Below are 17,018 nucleotides of genomic sequence, written 5' to 3' on the forward strand. Positions count from 1 at the left end.
CACGTACGCTTGCCGGATGCCCGACGCGTCCCAGCGCGTGGCCGAGATCGTCGCGGTGGCCGAGCAGGCCGCCGCGCAGCTCCGCGCGGACGCCGAGGCGCGGATGCGAGAGCGGATCGCCGAGGGCGACCGCGCGGCGGCCAACCGGGTCGCGGCCGCGGAGGCCGAGGCGGGTGAGCTGCTGGCGGCCGCGCGGGCCGAGGCCGAGCAGGTGCTCGGTGAGGCGCGGGCCGAGGCGGAGCGGGTGCTGACCGAGGCGCGGGCCGAGGCCGACCGGGTGCTGACCCACGCGCGCACCACCGCCGCGGAGGAGACCGCGGCAGCGCAGCGCGAAGCGGCGGCGCGGCTCGAGGAGGCGCGCGACGAGGCGCGGGCGGTCGTCGGCGATGCGCGCACCGCAGCGCGCGAGGTGACCCGCGAGGGCGGCGAGCTGAGCGGCAACCTCCGCGACCTCTCCGACTCGCTCCGCGCGAACGCGGAGCTGCTCCTGCGCGACATCCGGCTCGCGCACGCGGAGATGACCGCGCGGCTGGATCAGGTCGAGCCCCCGGGCGGCTCCACCAGCCGCGGCGGGGCGCGGCGCGGCGGCGGGAGCCCGTTCCGCGACGACGACCTCGACGTCCCCGAGTTCCACCCGGGCCGCCGGTAGCGGAACCCCGCCGACGCTCCCATCGTCCCGAGCGCGACGACGGTGGGAGGACTGTGCGGCTCCAGCGCGGTCAAGCCTCCCAGCGGCGCGCGGACCGCTGACGTTGGGAGGAAGAGCGGGGCTGCGCAGCGCCGTCGGCGCGGGGTCAGGCGGCGGCGGGCTGCGCCGGCTCCGCAGCGGGGAGCTCCGCGACGGGCGCGGGTGCCGGCTCGTCCGCGGGGCCGCCGGCGGCGTAGTCGCGGACACGGCGCTCGAAGGCGAGCTCGGTCTCGAAGTCGGTGTCGTCGGTGTGCTGGAACGCGAGGTCCTCCTCGGCCAGCACGCGCACGAAGACCTCCACGAGCTCCCCGTCGAGCTGCGCGCCCGACACACGGCGCAGCTCCGCGATCGCATCGGCCGAGGACACCGGGTTGCGGTACGAGTCGCGGGACGTCATCACGTCGTAGGTGTCCGCGATCGAGATCATCCGCGAGATCAGCGGGATCTGGTCGCCGCTGAGGCCGCGCGGGTAGCCGCGGCCGTCGATCCGCTCGTGGTGGCACCAGATGATGTCCGCGACCGGGCCGTAGCCCTCGACCTCGCGGACGACCTTCGCGCCCTGGTACGGGTGCATGCGGATGAGCTGCCAGTCCTCCTCGTCGAGCTTCGTGTCGGCGAGGAGGATGTGGTCGGGGAGGATGAACTTGCCGATGTCGTGCAGCAGGCCGGCGGTGTGCGCGAGGTCCTGCTCCTCGGGCGTGCACCCGGCCGCGCGCGCGATGGCCCGCGCGTAGCGCGCGACGGCGGCGGAGTGGCGCGCCGTCATCTGGTCGCGCATCGACAGCGTCCGCAGCATCGCCGTCAGGACGCCCACCTGGAGCGAGGCGAGCTGCTGCATCCGCGTCTGGAGCTCCTCGGCCCGCTGCTGCGAGACGATCAGCTCGCGGTAGAGGTACAGGTAGAGGAAGAAGAGCGCCACGAGCATCGCGAGCGACACCGGGCCGAGGTTCGCCTCCGCGTAGACGATGCCGGAGGCGAGGAGCACCATCGCCGCGTCGGACGGCAGCAGCGGCACGTACACGGTGCGGATGCGCTCGCGCATCGAGATGCCGTCGACGAACCGGACGCCGATCAGCGTCACGAACGTGTTCACCACGTGCGCGACCGCGAAGCCCGCGATCACCACGGCGACGTACGCGAAGTCGGTCGGCTCGGCGTCCAGCCACCGCGCGACCTCGTGCATCACGAGGCCGCCGACGAGCGGGAACGTCGCGAAGTTCGCCAGGTTCACCAGCCCGCCCCAGAGGCGCGGCCGGTACCGGAGCGTCCAGAGCAGCGTGCCGGTGAACCCGAGCACCGCCGCCTGCACCGGCCCGAGCAGCGCCATCGCGACGACGAGCCCCAGGAACGAGCCGCTCAGCGAGATGCGCTTGAACTCGATCTCGATCAGATCCGCCCCCACGACGAGGACGAAGAGGACACCCAGGAGTGCCGGATCCCACGAGCCGATGTCCGCCAGGAGTGCCCACGCGCCAGCCGCCGCGATCAGGATCGCGACGGCGACAGCGGAAGTGAGCGACTCCCTGGTCCGCACGCCCCCTCTATCGGCCGCGCGTCAGAAAACCTGAAATCACCGGGCGAATCGGCCCAGGAACGCGAAACGGCGGCGTCCAGAGACGCCGCCGTTCCACCTGAATCACTTGATGCGGGAAGCCATTTGAAGCCCTCCCTCCCGTAGATCAGTACGACCGCTGGAAGGGAGATTGAGGGAGACTTGAGCGGTTCTCAAGGACCTGGACGAACGTTCGACTCCGTTTGGACCTCAAGTCCCTTGTCTGCGGAGCCGATACGAGGTCCGATGCAAGAGATCCTGCGTGCCCTGAAGGTCCCGAGCTTCGCGCGGCTGGCTGTGACGTACGCGCTCAACGAGCTCGCGGACTGGTGCGCCAGCATCGCCCTCGCCGTCCTCGTCTACGCGGCGACCGAGGACGCGCTCGGCACGACCGCCCTGTTCGTCGTCAACCGGTTCCTGCCCGCGTTCATCGTCCCGGCGCTCGCGACGCGCCTCGAGTCGCTGCCCACGGCGCGCACGCTCGCGTCGCTCTACGTCCTCGAGGCGATCCTGCTCGCCGGCCTCGCGTTGAGCACCGTCGAGTTCGTCCTCCCGCTCGTCCTCGTGCTCGCGTGCGCGGACGGCACGGTCGCAGCCACCGCCCGCGCGATGACGCGCTCGGCGACGGTCGCGCTGATGGAGCCCAAGGGTCTGCTGCGCGAAGGCAACGCGACGATGAACTTCTCCTTCTCGTCGATGAACGCGGGCGCGCCGGTGCTCGCGGGCGTGCTCGTCGCGGTGGCCGGGGAGGGAGCGGTGCTCGCGGTCGCCGCCGCGCTGTTCCTCGCCCAGTCGGTCGCGATCATGGGCGCGCGCGACCTGCCCGCCGGCGAGCCCGAGCCCGCCCCGTGGGCCGAGAAGCTCCGCGAGGGCCTCGCGTACGTCAAGGGCCACCGCTTCCTGCGCACGATGCTCGGCGGCCAGGCGGTCGCGATCGTGCTGCTGATGATGATCCCGCCGATCGAGGTCGTCTACGCGAAGGAGTCGCTCGACGCCGGCGACGTCGGCTACGGCGTGCTGCTCGCCTCCTGGGGCGTCGGCATGGTGCTCGGCTCGCTGCTCTTCGCGCGGGAGCGGGAGCGGCCGATCCTCGTCCTCGTCGCGCTCGGCACGGGCGTGCAGGGCATCGCGTACCTCGGCATGGCGGCCTCCCCCGTCCTCGCGCTCGCGTGCACCGCGGCGTGCCTCGGCGGCATCGGCAACGGCATGCAGTGGGTCGCGGTCGTCACCGCGGTGCAGGAGGCGACCGAGGAACGCTTCCAGTCCCGCATCGCGGGCCTGATGGAGGCGCTCGTGACCGGGGCGCCCGGCCTCGGCTTCCTGCTCGGTGGCGCGGTCGCCTCGATCTTCGACCCGCGCGTGGCGCTCGTCGTCTCCGGCGCCGGCGTGCTGCTCGTGGTGATCGGCGGCGCGCTCGCGCTCGGCCCGGCCGCGCTGCGGGCGATGGGCGTCAAGGACGCGGCCCCGGCGACCGCCGCCGAGCCCGCGGCCGAGACCGCCTAGCCCCTCACTGCTCGGGGATCATCGGCCGGTCGATCCCCGGCCAGTACAGGAGCGGGCCGTTCGCGCCCGCGCGCCGCTCGCCGGGATAGCTGGCGAGCACGACGTTCGCCGGCTGCGGGTCCTCGCCGCCGGCCTGCGCGACCCGCTCGTCCGACGCGTCCTGGATCTCCTGCAGGCGGTCGTAGAGCGCGAGCAGCGCATCCCCCACCTCGCGCCGGCCCTCCGCGTCCAGCGACAGGTGCGCGCGGGCGAGCGCGAGCCCCTCACGGGCGACGCCCTCGCGCTCGAGCGTCCGCTGCTGGTCCAGCGCGATGCGCGCGACCGCCTCGGTCATGAACGCGACGCGGAACGTCTCGTCGGCCCCGAAGAACGTCGCGTCGTCGATCTCGATGCGCGCGATGGCGCGGTAGTGCGTCTCGATCGCGCCGCGCCGGCGGGTGCGGCGGACCGGCTTGAGGAGCCCCGCGTCCGCGAGCGTCCGCACGTGGTAGCTCATGCGCGGGAGCGGCTGCTCGAACCGCTCGGCCAGCTCCTTGGCGCTCACCGGCTCGAGGATCGCCTCCAGGTAGACGCTCATCCGCAGCGGGTGGGTGAGCGGGCGCAGGCGCTCGGCGTCCGCGAAGAAGTCGAGCCCCGACGCGGGCTCGAAGCCGGGATCGAGCTCCTCCTCCCCCGGGATCTCCTCCGCGTCCGCGGCGCGGGAGGCGCTCACGCGTTCTCCCGCGCCAGCGCGCGCAGGGCCAGGTCGATCTCCTGCTCCCCGCCGAACGCCTCGAACGTGAGCCCGATCGTCTCGGGCGTGGTGAGGATGCCCGCGAGGAGCTGCGCGACGTCGTCGCGGGTGATCGGGCCGCGGCGGCCGAGCTCCGTGGAGAGGTCGACCCTGCCGGTGCCGGGGTCGTTGGAGAGCGAGCCGGGACGGATGATCGTGTAGTCGAGGCCGCTGGCCTGGAGCGCCTCGTCGGCCTTCGCCTTGGCCTCCAGGTACGGGCGCATCGGCCCGTCGCCCGCGGAGGCGGGGTCGTGCGCGCCGATCGAGCCGACCATGACGTAGCGCCTGACGCCCGCGGCCTTCGCGGCGTCGATGAGCTTGACCGCCGCGCCCAGGTCGACGGTCTCCTTGCGCGCCGCTCCGCTGCCCGGGCCGGCGCCCGCGGCGAACACCACGGCGTCGGCGCCGGCGATCGCGCTCGCGACGTCCACGTCCTGCTCGAGGTCGAGCACGACCGGCTCCGCCCCGTCCGCCTCGAGGTCGGCGGCGTGGTCGGGGTTGCGGATGATCCCGCGCACCCGGTCGCCGCGGGCGGCGAGCAGGCGGGTCAGGCGACGGGCGATCTGGCCGTGCCCTCCGGCGATGACGACGTCCATGCCGGGGAGCATGACAGCGCGCGCCCGAGCCTCAAGATGCAGGTCGTACGACCGACGAACGGGAGGTCGTTACACTACGTCTCGACCTGGGGCTATAGCTCAGCTGGGAGAGCGTCTGGCTGGCAGCCAGAAGGTCGCCGGTTCGAGCCCGGCTAGCTCCACTGTCACACGGAAGGCCCCGCAACTGCGGGGTCTTCCGCGTTGTCGGCGCGGTTCGCGGCGACACGCTGTTAGGGTGACCGAACACATGGACGCTGCCCTGAACGGCAACGGCAACGGCAACGGCCGCGCGCGCCTCCACGGCGACCGGCTCACCCTCGCGTACGACTCGCGCGTCATCAGCGAGGGCCTCGACGTCGAGATCCCCGACGGGTCGTTCACCGTCATCGTCGGGCCGAACGCGTGCGGCAAGTCCACGCTGCTGCGCTCCCTCGCGCGGATGCTCAAGCCCAAGGAGGGCCAGGTCGTCCTGGACGGCAAGGCGATCGACGCGCTGCCGTCCAAGCAGGTCGCCCGCCGGCTCGGGCTCCTCCCCCAGTCGCCCGTCGCGCCGGACGCGATCACGGTCGCCGACCTCGTCGCACGCGGCCGCTACCCGCACCAGGGGCTGCTGCGGCAGTGGTCCAAGGACGACGAGCGCGAGGTCTTGGGCGCGATGCGCGCCACCGGCGTCGACGAGCTGGCCGACCGCGCCGTGGACGAGCTGTCCGGCGGCCAGCGCCAGCGCGTGTGGCTGGCGATGGCGCTCGCGCAGCAGACGCCGATCCTGCTGCTCGACGAGCCCACGACGTTCCTCGACATCGCCCACCAGATCGAGGTCCTCGACCTCTGCGCCGAGCTGCACGAGCGCGAGGGCCGCACGCTCGTGGCCGTCCTCCACGACCTCAACCACGCCTGCCGCTACGCGACGCACCTGATCGCGATGTCGCGGGGGCGCATCGTCGCCGAGGGCGCGCCGTCGGGCATCGTCGACGCGGCGATGGTCGAGCAGGTCTTCGGGCTCTCCTGCCGGGTCATCGACGACCCGGAGACGGGCACGCCGCTCGTCGTCCCGGGCGCGCGCGCCTCGCGCGCGGCGGCCGCCCAGGCCGCCGCGGCGGTCGCTCCCCACGCCTGAGAGGTTCCGCGAGAGAAGTCCTCGCTGTTTCGCGGAACCTTCGCGTCCATCGTCCGTTGACGCGCCGTACACCTGACGATGGGAGCGATCGACGTGACACGAAGGAGCCTCGCCGCGCTGCTGAGCGCGGCCGCCGCGCTGGTTGCGGCCACGTCCGCGCAGGCGGCAGTCAACGTCAGCCAGTCCGGCTGGCAGTGGGGGAACCCGACCCCGCAGGGCAACACGATCCGGGCGATGGACTTCAACGGCGGCGTCGGCTACGCGATCGGCGACGACGGCACCGCGCTGCGCACGAACGACGGCGGCGCGACCTGGACCGGCCTGGCGACCGGCACCTCGCAGGATCTCACCCGCGTCCAGGCGGTGACGCCGGAGGTCGTGACGATCCTCGGCGGCGACGGCTGCGTCGTGCGGCGCTCGGCCGACGGCGGCCGGACGTTCGCCAAGGTTTTCGTGCTGAACGAGATCGGCTGCCCCGAGAAGATCGCGGCGACGCAGTTCGTCGACGCGAACACGGGCTACCTGCTCACCCGCGAGGGCAACGTCTACCGGACGACCGACGGCGGCGAGACGGTCGCGCGCGTCACCGCGATCCCCGGCACCGCCGCGGGCGCGGGCGGCGGCTCCGGCGTCCCGGCCGACTCCTTCTTCGTGAACGCCAACGAGGGCGTCGTGTTCCTGGCGAACACGAACACCGCGTTCCGCACCACCGACGGCGGCGCGTCGTGGACGCCCGAGCCGGACGTGCAGACCGGCTCCGTGCAGCGGATCCGCGTGCTGAGCGCGACGACCGCGTACGCGTTCGGGCCGGACACGCTGCTCCAGACGACCGACGGCGGGCAGACCTGGGTGCGCCGCGGGGCGGGCTCCGGCCAGCACATCACCGGCATCGCCTGCGCCGGCGAGCTGTGCCTGATGTCGATCAACAGCGGTGACCAGCTGCTGCGCTCGGAGAACGGCGGCGGCACCGCGGCGGGGGTCGTGCCCTCGACGCAGAAGATCTTCGCCGCCGGGCTGGCGACGGGGTCGCGGGCGGTCGCCGCGGGCGTCGGCGGCGCGACGGTCGTGTCCGACGACGGCGGGAAGAACTTCGCGCCCGTCGGCGGCGACATCGCGGGCTCGTTCGAGTTCGGGCTGCGGCTCGGCACCGGGCCGGGCGTGGCGTTCGCGCTCGGCGCGCGCGGCCAGCTCGCGCGGACGACCGACGGCGGCACCACCTGGCGGGCGATCAACGTCGCGACGTCCACGAACATCGTCGACGCGTCGTTCACCTCGCTCGACAACGGCTACGCGCTCGACCAGCGCGGCGGCCTGTTCCGGACGGCCAACGGCGGCGGCTCGTGGTCGCCCATCGACCCGGGGACGACCTCGCCCCCGCGCGCGGTGATCACGTCCGGTGACGCCGTCCTGCTCGCGGGCCCGCGCGGCGTGCGGCGGGCCGACGGCGGCGGCGCCTTCGACCTCGTGGACTCCCGCGCCGTGCGGCGCGCCGCGGTCGACAAGTTCGACCGGGCGGGCAGCGCGGTGTTCGCGTACGGCTCGACGGCGATCGCGCGGTCGACGGACCGCGGCCGGACCTGGCGCGCGGTGCGTGGGCCCGGCCGGACGGTGAAGCGCAAGTTCCGCGCGCTGCGCCTGCAGGACCTCGAGATGACGAGCGCGACGAACGGCTACGCGCTGGACGTCAACGGGCGCGTGTGGCGGACCCAGAACGCCGGGCGGCGCTGGCGCGAGCTGCCCGGCGTCGGCACCGATTCGGGCCTGGCGCTGGCGTTCGGGAGCGCGACCGGCGGCTACCTGACGCTGAGCGCGTACCCGGCCGAGGAGGGCGCCTCGTACGTCCTGCGCACCAGCGACGGCGGCGCGACCTGGCGGCCGCAGCGCATCGCGACCGGCCAGTTCCCGGGCACCGAGGGCGTCATCTCGCCGTCCTCGACGAAGTCCTACGCGCTGACGTCGACCCCGGCGGCGGGCCCGAACGTCTTCCGCTCGCTGTTCACGACGGCGACCGGCGGCGACCAGGGCAGCGCGTCGCGCCTGGCGACGCTGACCACCGCAGACCGCACGCTGACCCGCCGCGCGCTCCGCCGCGCCAACGGCCGCGTGACGGTCAACGGCCAGCTCGCGGGCGCCTCGGGCGGCGAGCGCATCGTCGTCTCCGCCCGCCAGGACGGCTCGACCGCCTGGAACGAGCAGGTCGTCACCGCGGGCGCCAACGGCGGCCGCTTCACGGCGACCTTCCGCGGCCTCTCGCGGACCACGCAGTTCGTCGCCCGCTGGGCGGGCGACTCGGGCCGCCAGGGCGCGGGCTCCCGCCCGCTGGTGGTCACCGTCCGCCGCTAGGCGACACCTCGCTCCCCCGCCGCGCCCCGTCGTCTGGGGCGCGGCGGGCCGCGATGCGTCACGGAAGGCGCGCGATCTGCCACGCGGGTGCGGAGGACCTGCGCCAACCGGCCCGCGCCGCCCCGCGGTCGCGCCGGCGCCAGGCAGGATCGGGCGCATGCCCACCCCCGACGGAAACCGTCATCTCGCCGCGGCCCTCACGCCGAGATGTCACCCACCGTCGCCCAGCGACGGTCAGCGTCATCTCGCGCCGCCGGGGAGCCCGAGATGACAGAAACCGTCGGCGCGAACCTCGCGCGGTTGGCGGCGCGTCAGCGCGGGTTCGTGACCACTGCGCAGCTGCTCGCGGCGGGTCTGAGCGAGGCTGCGATCCGTAGGAAGGTCGCGAAGGAGGAGCTGCACAGGGTCCACCGCGGGGTGTACGCGGTGGGCTACGTGCCGCGGGCGCCGCTCGCGCGGGAGGCGGCGGCGCTGCTCGCGTGCGGACCGGGGTCGGCGCTGGGCCACCGCTCGGCGGTCGTGGGCGCAGCGCTGCTCCCGGCGCGCGCCGACGCGCCCGTCGACGTGATCGTCCCGCCGGGGCGCCGGGTGCGGATCGCCGGCATCCGCACGCACCACGGCGCGCTCGGGCGCGGCGACGTCGTGATCCGCGATGGGCTGCGGATGACGGCGCCGCGGCGCACGATCCTCGACCTCGCTGCCACCGCCGGCCCGGTGGAGCTGGCGAAGGCGGTGGACACCGCCTACGCGCGCGGACTCCTCCGGCCGGGCGAGCTGGTCGTGCCGGCGAACGTCCGCGGGGCCGCGCGGCTGCGGGCCGTGCTGGAGGGTCGCGGGGTGACGCGGTCGAACGTCGAGCGGCGGTTCCTCGCGCTCATCAAGCGCGCCGGGCTCCCGACGCCCGAGACGAACGCGCGCGTCGCCGGCTACGAGGTCGACGCGCTGTGGCGAGACGAGCGGGTCGCCGTCGAGCTCGACACGCTCGGGACCCACGCGGCGAAGGTCCTCACCGATCGCGCGAAGGACGCCGCGCTGCGCGACGCGGGGTTCGAACCGCTCCGGTTCACCGACGTCCAGGTGGACGGGCGGCCGGAGCAGGTGGTCGCTCAGGCCGTGAGGGCCTTGGCGGGGACTTCGCCCCAGAGGCGCTCGAGCGCGTAGAACTCGCGCGTCTCGGGCGTGAAGACGTGCACGACCACGTCGAGGTAGTCCATGAGGATCCACTTCGCCTCCTGCGTGCCCTCGACACGCCGGGGCAGCAGCCCGTGGTCCTTCTTCATCCCCTCGTAGATGCGGTCGTGGATCGCCTTCGTCTGCCGGTCGGTGTTGCCGCTGGCGATGACGAACGCGTCCGTGTAGTCGAGGACCCCGCGCACGTCGAGGGCCACCACATCCGTGGCCTTGACGTCGTCGGCGTACCCCGCGATGGCCTGTGTCAGCTCTTCCGAAGTCATGCGCTCACCACTGAACGGTAGTAGCCCCGTGCGCCGATGACGCGAGCGACGTCGTCGGGCACGAGATAGCGGATGGGCCTGCCTTCCCGCACGCGGCGGCGGATCGCCGAGGACGAGACGTCGAAGCGGGGCATGTCGAAGAACACGAGCCGGTCGGCGCCCCGCAGCGCGACCACCCGCTCGGCGATGTCCCGCCGCCTGATCCCCTCCCGCTCCGCAACCGCCAGGGTCGCGAGCGAGAGCAGCTCCTCGGGCTCCTTCCACGTGGGCAGACCCTGTGCCACGTCGCCGCCGACGATGAACGTCAGCTCATCTCCCGGTGAACCCTCATGGATCGCGCGCAGCGTATCGACGGTGTAGGACGTCCCGCCGCGGTCGAGCTCCAGCCGCGAGACGGCGAACCGCTCGTCCTTCGCGACGGCCAGCGAGCACAGCTCGAACCGCTCCTCGGGGCCCGGGTCGTCGCTCAGCAGCTTGTGGGGCGGGACGAACGCCGGCATGAGCACGAGCCGGTCGAGCCCGAGCTGCGTCAGCGCCTCCTGCCCCATGATGAGGTGCCCGAGGTGCGGCGGGTTGAAGGACCCGCCGAGGATCCCGATCCGCAGGGGCAGCTAGCGGACCTGCCCGTCGCCCTCGACGATGTACTTCACGGTGCACAGCTCGCGGAGCCCGATCGGGCCACGCGCGTGGAGCTTCTGGGTCGAGTTGCCGATCTCGGCGCCCATCCCGAACTCACCGCCGTCGGTGAACCGGGTGGAGGCGTTGACGTAGACGCACGCCGCGTCGACGCCGAGCTGGAACGCCCGCGCCGCGCGGGTCGACGACGTCACGATCGCCTCGGAGTGCCCCGAGCCGTGCTCGGTGATGTGCTCGATCGCCTCGTCCACGCTGTCCACGACCTTCACCGCGAGGATGAGCGCGAGGTACTCGGTGTCCCAGTCCTCGTCGGTCGCGTCGCCGTCGCCGGGGGCGCCGGCCAGGGTGCGCGCGCGGCCGTCGAGCCGCAGCTCCACCCCGCGGTCGCGCAGCGCCGGGAGCGCGCGGGCGAGGAACGCGGGCGCCGCGTCGGCGTGCACGAGCAGCGTCTCCGCCGCGTTGCACACCCCCGGCCGCTGCGTCTTGGCGTTGACGATGATGCGCTCGGCCATCTCCAGGTCGGCGTCCGCGTCGACGTAGACGTGGCAGTTGCCCGACGCCGCGTAGATCACGGGCACGGTCGCGACCGCCTCCAGCGCCTTCTTCAGCCCCTCGCCGCCGCGCGGGATGATGAGGTCGACCAGGCCGTCCTGGGTCGCGAGCTCCTTGAGCTCCTCCCGGCCGCCGCCGAGGAGCGTCACCGCGCCCTCGGGCAGCCCCGACGCCTCGGCCGCGATGCCCGCCAGCACGGCGTTGGAGTGCGCCGCCGACGACGAGCCGCGCAGCACGATCGCGTTGCCCGACTTCAGGCACAGCGCGGTCGCGTCGATCGTGACGTTCGGCCGCGCCTCGTAGACCACGCCGACGACGCCGAGCGGGGAGCGGACGCGGCGCAGCTGGAGGCCGTTGTACAGGCGGCCGCCGTCGACGACCTCGCCGACGGGATCGGGGAGCGCCGCGATGTCGCGCACCTGCCCCGCGATCGCCGCGACGCGGCCCTCGTCGAGCTTCAGCCGGTCGAGCAGCGCGTCGGACAGCCCGCTCTCCCGGCCCGCCTCCATGTCGCGCGCGTTGGCCTCGAGGATCTCTGGCGTGCGGGCCTCCAGCGCGTCGGCGATCGCCAGCAGCGCGGCGTCCTTCCTGCCGCGGTCGAGCTGGGCGAGCTGCCGCGCGGCCCGCTTGGCCTGCCGGCAGAGGTCGGTGACGGAGGAGGTCGCGAGGGCCATACGGGGAAGAGTACGCGTCACCGGTTGCGCTTGCGGGCCTTTCGGGCCGCCTTCCGCTTGGCCTTCTTCGCCCCGTCGGGAGCGCGCGGGCGGGAGCGAGCGGGGTCCGGGGCCTCGGAGCCGAGCCCGAGCCGCCGCAGCTGCTCGCGCGGGCGCCCGCGCTGCAGCTCGGCCGTCCAGGCGGCGAGCGCCGCGGGATCGCGCACGTCGACGCCCTCCGACACCGCGCTCAGCAGGAGCCGCTGCAGGTAGGCCGCGCGCTCGTCGTCGGTCTCCGTGTCGTCGACCGACCACGGGAGGCGGAACGCCTGGTCCTCCCCGTCGGAGACGCCCAGCGCAACGGCCGCGATCCGCGCGCCCATCGCCAGCGCGGCGCTGACCTCGACCACCGCCGCGCGGTTCGTCGCGGCGCCCAGCCGCAGGCGGGAGAGCAGGTCGTCGGCCTCCACCGGCACCGGCTCGGCCGTCCCGAGCGCCTCGACCACCGCCGCGCGCCACGTGTCGGCGCTCTCGTCCGCCGGCGCGGTGCCCATCCCGCCGCCGAGCAGCGGCGCGCCGTACCGGTCCGGCCCGGTGACGAGCGTGAACGACTGGTCGGGCCAGGAGCCCGGCCGCTCGAACCACGCCAGGTGCACGACGACGTCGTCGGACTCGGCGCGCCACACGCCAGTCGGGGCGAGCGTCCCGACGTCGCCGGCGGGCTCGGCCGCGGGGAACGTCCGGGGCGCGAAGAGCCCGAGCACGCGCAGGGCCGCGCGCGCGTCGTCGGTCTCCGCCGCCCGCAGCGCCGCGACGACCTCCTCGGCCTCGACCGCCGGCTCCTCCGACATCCGCTCGAGCGTCATCGCGAACCCGAGCGCCTCGAGCTCCACCGAACCCGGGTCCGGCGACCGCCGCACGTCGGCGAGCAGCTCCGGCACCAGGTCGACGAACCGAGGCATCAGGCCAGGACGAAGTAGTCGCGGTGCACGGCCTCGTCGCCGGCGCCGCCGAGGAGGTCGCGCACCTCCCCCGAGCGCTTGCCGCAGACGAGCCGCAGCTCCTCCGCGCCGAACGCCGCGATGCCCTTGCCGACGACCCCGCCGCCGTCGCGCGCCACGACGTCGACCGCGTCCCCGGCCGCGAACTCGCCGCGGACGCCGACGATGCCGACGGGCAGCAGCGACGTGCCGCCCTCGCGCAGGGCCCGCGCGGCGCCCGGGTCGACGACGAGCGTGCCGAGCGCCGGCTTGGCGTACTTGAGCCACAGCTTGAAGGAGGACGTGCGCGCCGCCTGCGGGAGGAACCGCGTCCCCACGCGCTCGCCCGCCAGCGCGCCCGCGAGCGCGCCCGACCGCAGCCCGCTGCAGATCGTCGTCGGGATGCCGGCCGCCGTCGCCATCTCCGCCGCGACGACCTTCGAGCGCATCCCGCCCGTGCCGAGCGCCGACGTGCCCTCCCCCACGACCGCCAGCGCCTCGACCTCGGCGAGGTCGCGGACCTCCTCGATGAGCCGCGCGCCCGGGTCCTTCACCGGGTTGGCCGTGAAGAGCCCGTCGGTGTTGGTGAGCAGGATCAGCCGCTCGGCACCCACGAGGACCGCCACCTGCGCGGCGAGGAAGTCGTTGTCGCCGAACGAGATCTCGTCCGTCGTCGTCGTGTCGTTCTCGTTGATGACCGGCACGACGCCCCACTCGAGCAGCCGCTGGAGCGTCTGGCGCGCGTTGAGGTAGTGCGTCCGCTCCCGCATGTCGTGGAACGTGAGGAGCACCTGCGCGGCGATCCGGCCGCGCTCGCGCAGCAGGCCGTCGTAGACGCCGAACAGCTTGCCCTGCCCGACGGCGCTGGCGGCCTGCAGGTCGGCGATCGCGGTCGGCTTGGCGGGCAGGCCCATGACCTGCATGCCGCGGGGGATCGCGCCGCTCGTGACGACCACGACGTCGTCGAGCCGCGCGACCTCCTCGCAGATCGCGGCGAGGACGTCGGCACGCAGCGTGCCGTCGTCCTCGGCCGTGATGCTCGAACCGAGCTTGATGACCGTGGCGCTCATGAGGCGCCCCGCAGCCTACGACCCCACGCGCAGGGCCACCGTCCGCGGGTTCGAGCCGTTCCCCGCCGCGTCGCGCGCGCTCACGCCGACGACGTAGCCGCCGCGCGCGAGGCCCTTCGGGAGCGTCACCGTGTTCGCGCCCGCGCGGCCGCCCACCTTGATCGTCCTGGCCACGACCAGCCGCGTGCACCGCTTCGCCCCGCGCTTCTTCACCAGCGACGGCTTGACGCAGGCCTTCCCGCGGCGCCGGCCGGCCGTCTTGCGGGCGAGGGTGACCGTGACGCGGGCCGCCTCGGAGAGCGTGAACCGGAGGGTCGTCTTCGGCTTCCTGCCGCGCCCGCGCACGACCTTCAGGCCGCTGACCTTCGGGGCGATCCGATCCTTCGCGACGGCCGGCGGCGCCGGAGTCGTGGGGGACGCGGGCGGGTCGGGCTGCGCCACGGGCGGCGTCGGGTTCGCGGCCCCCACCGCGCAGCCGCCGTCGACCGCCCGCACGTACGCGTGCCAGTGCTCGGCGGAGTCGTACCCGCCGGGGACGAGGTTCGTGGCCGCTGTGCCGAACCCGACGCAGCTGCCGTTGCCGCTGATCGACGGCCCCTCGACCTGGCCGTTGGCGAGCGCCCCGTCCGCGCCCGGCCCGCGGCTCACCACGCGGGTCGTGCCGGCGGCGAGGTCGCGCAGCACGACCTGATCCACCGTCCCGCCCGTGAGCAGGCCGCGCGCCTCGAGGGCGACCTTCGTGCCGTCGGCGGACAGCACGGGCTCGTCCGCCGGGCCGTCGTTCTTGACGCCCGCGCCGTCGACGCTGACGAGCGTGGTGCGGCCGGTCGCGAGGTCGCGCAGGTGGATGTCCGCCGTCGTGTCGGTGTCGCCGTCGCCCAGGCCGGCCGAGCGCGAGCGGAACGCCACCCGGCGGCCGTCGGCGCTGATCGACGGCGCGTCGTGGCCCTTCGGCGGGGCCTGGTCGCTCCCGTCGGCGGCGCTCGCCAGCAGCGTCGTGCCGGCGGCGAGGTCACGCACGTAGACGTCGGGATCGCCGTCCGCGGCGGTTCCCGGATGCAGCTGCCCCTGGGAGGCGAACGCGACGCGCGTGCCGTCGGCGCTGATCGACGGCTGGTCGCTCGTGCTCGCGTCGCCGGCGCCGGCCGCCGTCCGGCTGACGAGCTCGGTCGTGCCCGCCGCGAGGTCGCGCAGGTACACGCTCGCCAGCTCGCTCGGGTCGTCGGGGTGGAGCTTGTCGAACGCGACGAACGCGATCCGCGACCCGTCGGCGTCGAGCACGCCGTAGTTGTCGACGCCCGACGCGGACGGCGCCCCATCGGTGCCGACGTCGGCGACCTGCATCGCGCCCGTCGCGACGTCGACCACCATCAGACGCGAGCCCTTGGGGAGCACGACCCCGGAGATGTTCGGGGCGTAGGTCGTGAACGCGACGCGCCGGCCGTCCGCGCTGATCGTGGCGCTCGTCGAGTCGCCGTCCGCGGCCCCGCCACCAGGCGGCCGGCTCAGCAGCCGCATCTCGCCGGTCACCAGGTCGCGCAGGAAGACGTTCTCGTAGCGGTCGTCGTCGGCGTCCGAGAGGTGGTCCGCCGTCGAGCTGAAGACCGCGAACCGCCCGTCGGCGCTCAGCCCGTAGGGCGTCAGGTACGCATCGCCGACGCCGCCGCGGAACGGCGCGTCAGCGGGCCCGGTCGGCCGCGAGATCAGCTCGTTCGTGCCGTCGACCCGCGCGAACACGCCCTGCGCGTCGCCCTCGGCCAACTCGCTGATGCCGTGGCCGTAGGTGGTGAAGAGCGCCACCGCGCCGCCTGAGGAGACGTTGGGTGCGCTGGCGATGGCCTCGGCGGAGGCGCCGTCCGGCCCGGGCCCGCGGCTCACCAGCGTCGTGGTGCCCGCCGCGATCGCGCGGACGACGACGTCCTCGTCGGGATCCGTGTCGCCCGGCGCGTGGTTCGTCGCCCGCGACACGAACGCGACGTGGCCGCCGTCGGGCGAGAGCGCCGCGTTGATCGCCGCGCCGTCGCCGGTCACGTTCCCGGGCCCGTTGCGACGCGAGCCGAGCAGGAGCGCCGACAGCGCGCGGTCGCGCACGTACACGTCGTACGTCCCGTTCGGGTCCCCCGCCAGCATCTCGGTGCGCGTCTCGAACGCGACACGGTCGCCGTCGTCGCTGATCGACGGCTCGCGCGAGCCGCTGGCCGGCGTGTCGCCCGCGGAGCCGGCGCGCGCCACGAGCTCGGTCGCGGTGCCCTCGCGCAGGTACACGTCAGGCTCGCCGTTCGTGTCGTGGGCCGCGTCGTACGCCGCGCTGGTCGTGAAGGCGACCACCGAGCCGTCGGCGGAGATCGCCGGGCTGGTGGCCCAGGCGCCGCCGCTGCTCGTGCCGTTGCCGCCGGACGCGCGGCTGACGTGGTCGGTCGTGTCGGTCTGCAGGTTGCGCCGGTAGACGTCTGCGGCCGCGGAGACGTCGGTGCCCTCGAGCGCGCTCCCGCTCACGAACGCGACCATCGACCCGTCGTCGTCCAGGGCGGGGCTGTACGAGCCGAGCGCGCCCGGGGCGCCGTTCGCGCCGTCGGCGCGTGCCGCGAGCTCGGTCGTCCCGGCCGCGAGGTCGCGGACGTAGACGTCCGGGTCGTCGTTGGTGTCGCCCGGCGCGAGCGCCTCCGGGGTGACGAACGCGACCACGGAGCCGTCGCCGCTGATCGCCGGGTCGGAGGCCGACTTGTGCGCGCCGACGGTCACGAGCGTCGTCTGGCCGGTCTGGCGGTCCCGCCGGTAGACGTTGGTGATCGTGTCGTCGTCGCCGGCGGCGAGGTCGTCGCCGGTCGAGACGAAGGCGACGTAGCGACCGTCGTCGCTCAGCGCGGTGCCGACCGGCGCGGAGCTTGCGCCGACGCCGTCGGTCGGGAAGACGGCGCCGAACGGCCGGTCGAGGAGCAGCGTCGTGTCCGCGTCGGCAGCCAGGGCCGTGGCGACGGGGCCGGCCGCGAGCGCGACGCCGAGCGTCAGGGTCGTCAAGGGAAGGCGGAGCATGGCCGCAACCCTGGCCTCCCGCGCGCCCCCGAACATCGGGGGCGCCCCTGAACCCGAACCCCTGAGGTT

The 17,018-nt window shown here is 74.4% G+C and carries 14 protein-coding genes and 1 tRNA gene; 6 read left to right on the forward strand and 9 right to left on the reverse strand.

Going from position 1 to position 17,018, the window contains the following annotated elements; genetic code table 11:
* The first annotated feature begins 16 nt into the window (after nucleotides 1-16).
* Entirely contained in the window at nucleotides 17-649 is a 633-nt protein-coding gene (locus tag AC1UE5_RS05560; protein WP_482921088.1) for a hypothetical protein, read from the forward strand.
* 145 nt (nucleotides 650-794) lie between these two features.
* Here AC1UE5_RS05560 and AC1UE5_RS05565 read toward each other — a convergent pair whose 3' ends face one another.
* The gene (locus AC1UE5_RS05565) at nucleotides 795-2,222 is read right to left on the reverse strand and encodes an HD-GYP domain-containing protein (RefSeq protein WP_482921089.1); all 1,428 of its coding nucleotides are present in this window, start codon (nucleotides 2,220-2,222) and stop codon (nucleotides 795-797) included.
* A gap of 264 nt (nucleotides 2,223-2,486) precedes the next feature.
* Between AC1UE5_RS05565 and AC1UE5_RS05570 the strand changes: the two genes are divergently transcribed.
* Nucleotides 2,487-3,743, forward strand: coding sequence for an MFS transporter (locus tag AC1UE5_RS05570; RefSeq protein ID WP_482921090.1), 1,257 nt, complete (start codon nucleotides 2,487-2,489; stop codon nucleotides 3,741-3,743).
* 4 nt (nucleotides 3,744-3,747) lie between these two features.
* Here the strand turns inward: AC1UE5_RS05570 and AC1UE5_RS05575 are convergent, their stop codons facing one another.
* Together AC1UE5_RS05575 and AC1UE5_RS05580 are read right to left on the reverse strand one after the other, a co-directional pair.
* Nucleotides 3,748-4,455 (reverse strand): helix-turn-helix domain-containing protein, encoded by a 708-nt coding sequence (locus AC1UE5_RS05575; RefSeq protein ID WP_482921091.1) that lies wholly within the window; start codon nucleotides 4,453-4,455, stop codon nucleotides 3,748-3,750.
* Nucleotides 4,452-5,111 (reverse strand): SDR family oxidoreductase, encoded by a 660-nt coding sequence (locus AC1UE5_RS05580; RefSeq protein WP_482921092.1) that lies wholly within the window; start codon nucleotides 5,109-5,111, stop codon nucleotides 4,452-4,454. Before AC1UE5_RS05580 ends, AC1UE5_RS05575 begins: the two co-directional genes overlap by 4 nt.
* A gap of 88 nt (nucleotides 5,112-5,199) precedes the next feature.
* On the opposite strand from AC1UE5_RS05580, the gene AC1UE5_RS05585 reads away from it, so the two are divergent.
* The 4 genes from AC1UE5_RS05585 (at nucleotide 5,200) to AC1UE5_RS05600 (ending at nucleotide 9,732) form a co-directional block, all read left to right on the forward strand.
* Nucleotides 5,200-5,272: transfer RNA gene (locus tag AC1UE5_RS05585), tRNA-Ala, on the forward strand.
* Nucleotides 5,273-5,358: 86 nt separating this feature from the next.
* A complete protein-coding gene (locus tag AC1UE5_RS05590; RefSeq protein WP_482921093.1) occupies nucleotides 5,359-6,228 on the forward strand; it encodes an ABC transporter ATP-binding protein in 870 nt (289 codons plus the stop codon).
* 78 nt (nucleotides 6,229-6,306) lie between these two features.
* On the forward strand, nucleotides 6,307-8,571 hold the full coding sequence (locus AC1UE5_RS05595) for a WD40/YVTN/BNR-like repeat-containing protein (RefSeq protein WP_482921094.1): 2,265 nt from the start codon (nucleotides 6,307-6,309) through the stop codon (nucleotides 8,569-8,571).
* 267 nt (nucleotides 8,572-8,838) lie between these two features.
* Complete coding sequence (locus AC1UE5_RS05600; protein WP_482921095.1) at nucleotides 8,839-9,732, forward strand: type IV toxin-antitoxin system AbiEi family antitoxin domain-containing protein; 894 nt, start codon at nucleotides 8,839-8,841, stop codon at nucleotides 9,730-9,732.
* Here the strand turns inward: AC1UE5_RS05600 and rsfS are convergent.
* The 6 genes from rsfS to AC1UE5_RS05630 are packed head-to-tail and all read right to left on the reverse strand — an operon-like array spanning nucleotide 9,678 to nucleotide 16,949.
* Nucleotides 9,678-10,025, reverse strand: a complete 348-nt coding sequence (gene rsfS, locus AC1UE5_RS05605) for a ribosome silencing factor (RefSeq protein ID WP_482921096.1) — start codon at nucleotides 10,023-10,025, stop codon at nucleotides 9,678-9,680. The genes AC1UE5_RS05600 and rsfS overlap by 55 nt on opposite strands.
* Nucleotides 10,022-10,636 carry a nicotinate-nucleotide adenylyltransferase gene (gene nadD, locus AC1UE5_RS05610; protein ID WP_482921496.1) on the reverse strand — a complete coding sequence of 205 codons (615 nt, stop codon included), beginning with the start codon at nucleotides 10,634-10,636 and terminating at the stop codon, nucleotides 10,022-10,024. The genes rsfS and nadD overlap by 4 nt, the downstream gene beginning before the upstream one ends.
* Nucleotides 10,637-11,887 (reverse strand): glutamate-5-semialdehyde dehydrogenase, encoded by a 1,251-nt coding sequence (locus tag AC1UE5_RS05615; RefSeq protein WP_482921097.1) that lies wholly within the window; start codon nucleotides 11,885-11,887, stop codon nucleotides 10,637-10,639. It lies immediately after the preceding gene.
* A 17-nt stretch (nucleotides 11,888-11,904) separates the two neighbouring features.
* Nucleotides 11,905-12,828, reverse strand: a complete 924-nt coding sequence (locus AC1UE5_RS05620) for a hypothetical protein (RefSeq protein ID WP_482921098.1) — start codon at nucleotides 12,826-12,828, stop codon at nucleotides 11,905-11,907.
* Complete coding sequence (proB, locus tag AC1UE5_RS05625) at nucleotides 12,828-13,916, reverse strand: glutamate 5-kinase (protein WP_482921099.1); 1,089 nt, start codon at nucleotides 13,914-13,916, stop codon at nucleotides 12,828-12,830. Before proB ends, AC1UE5_RS05620 begins: the two co-directional genes overlap by 1 nt.
* Nucleotides 13,917-13,931: 15 nt before the next feature.
* Nucleotides 13,932-16,949 carry a TolB-like translocation protein gene (locus AC1UE5_RS05630; protein WP_482921100.1) on the reverse strand — a complete coding sequence of 1,006 codons (3,018 nt, stop codon included), beginning with the start codon at nucleotides 16,947-16,949 and terminating at the stop codon, nucleotides 13,932-13,934.
* Nucleotides 16,950-17,018: the final 69 nt, after the last annotated feature.

It is taken from the genome of Parviterribacter multiflagellatus (assembly GCF_056863265.1).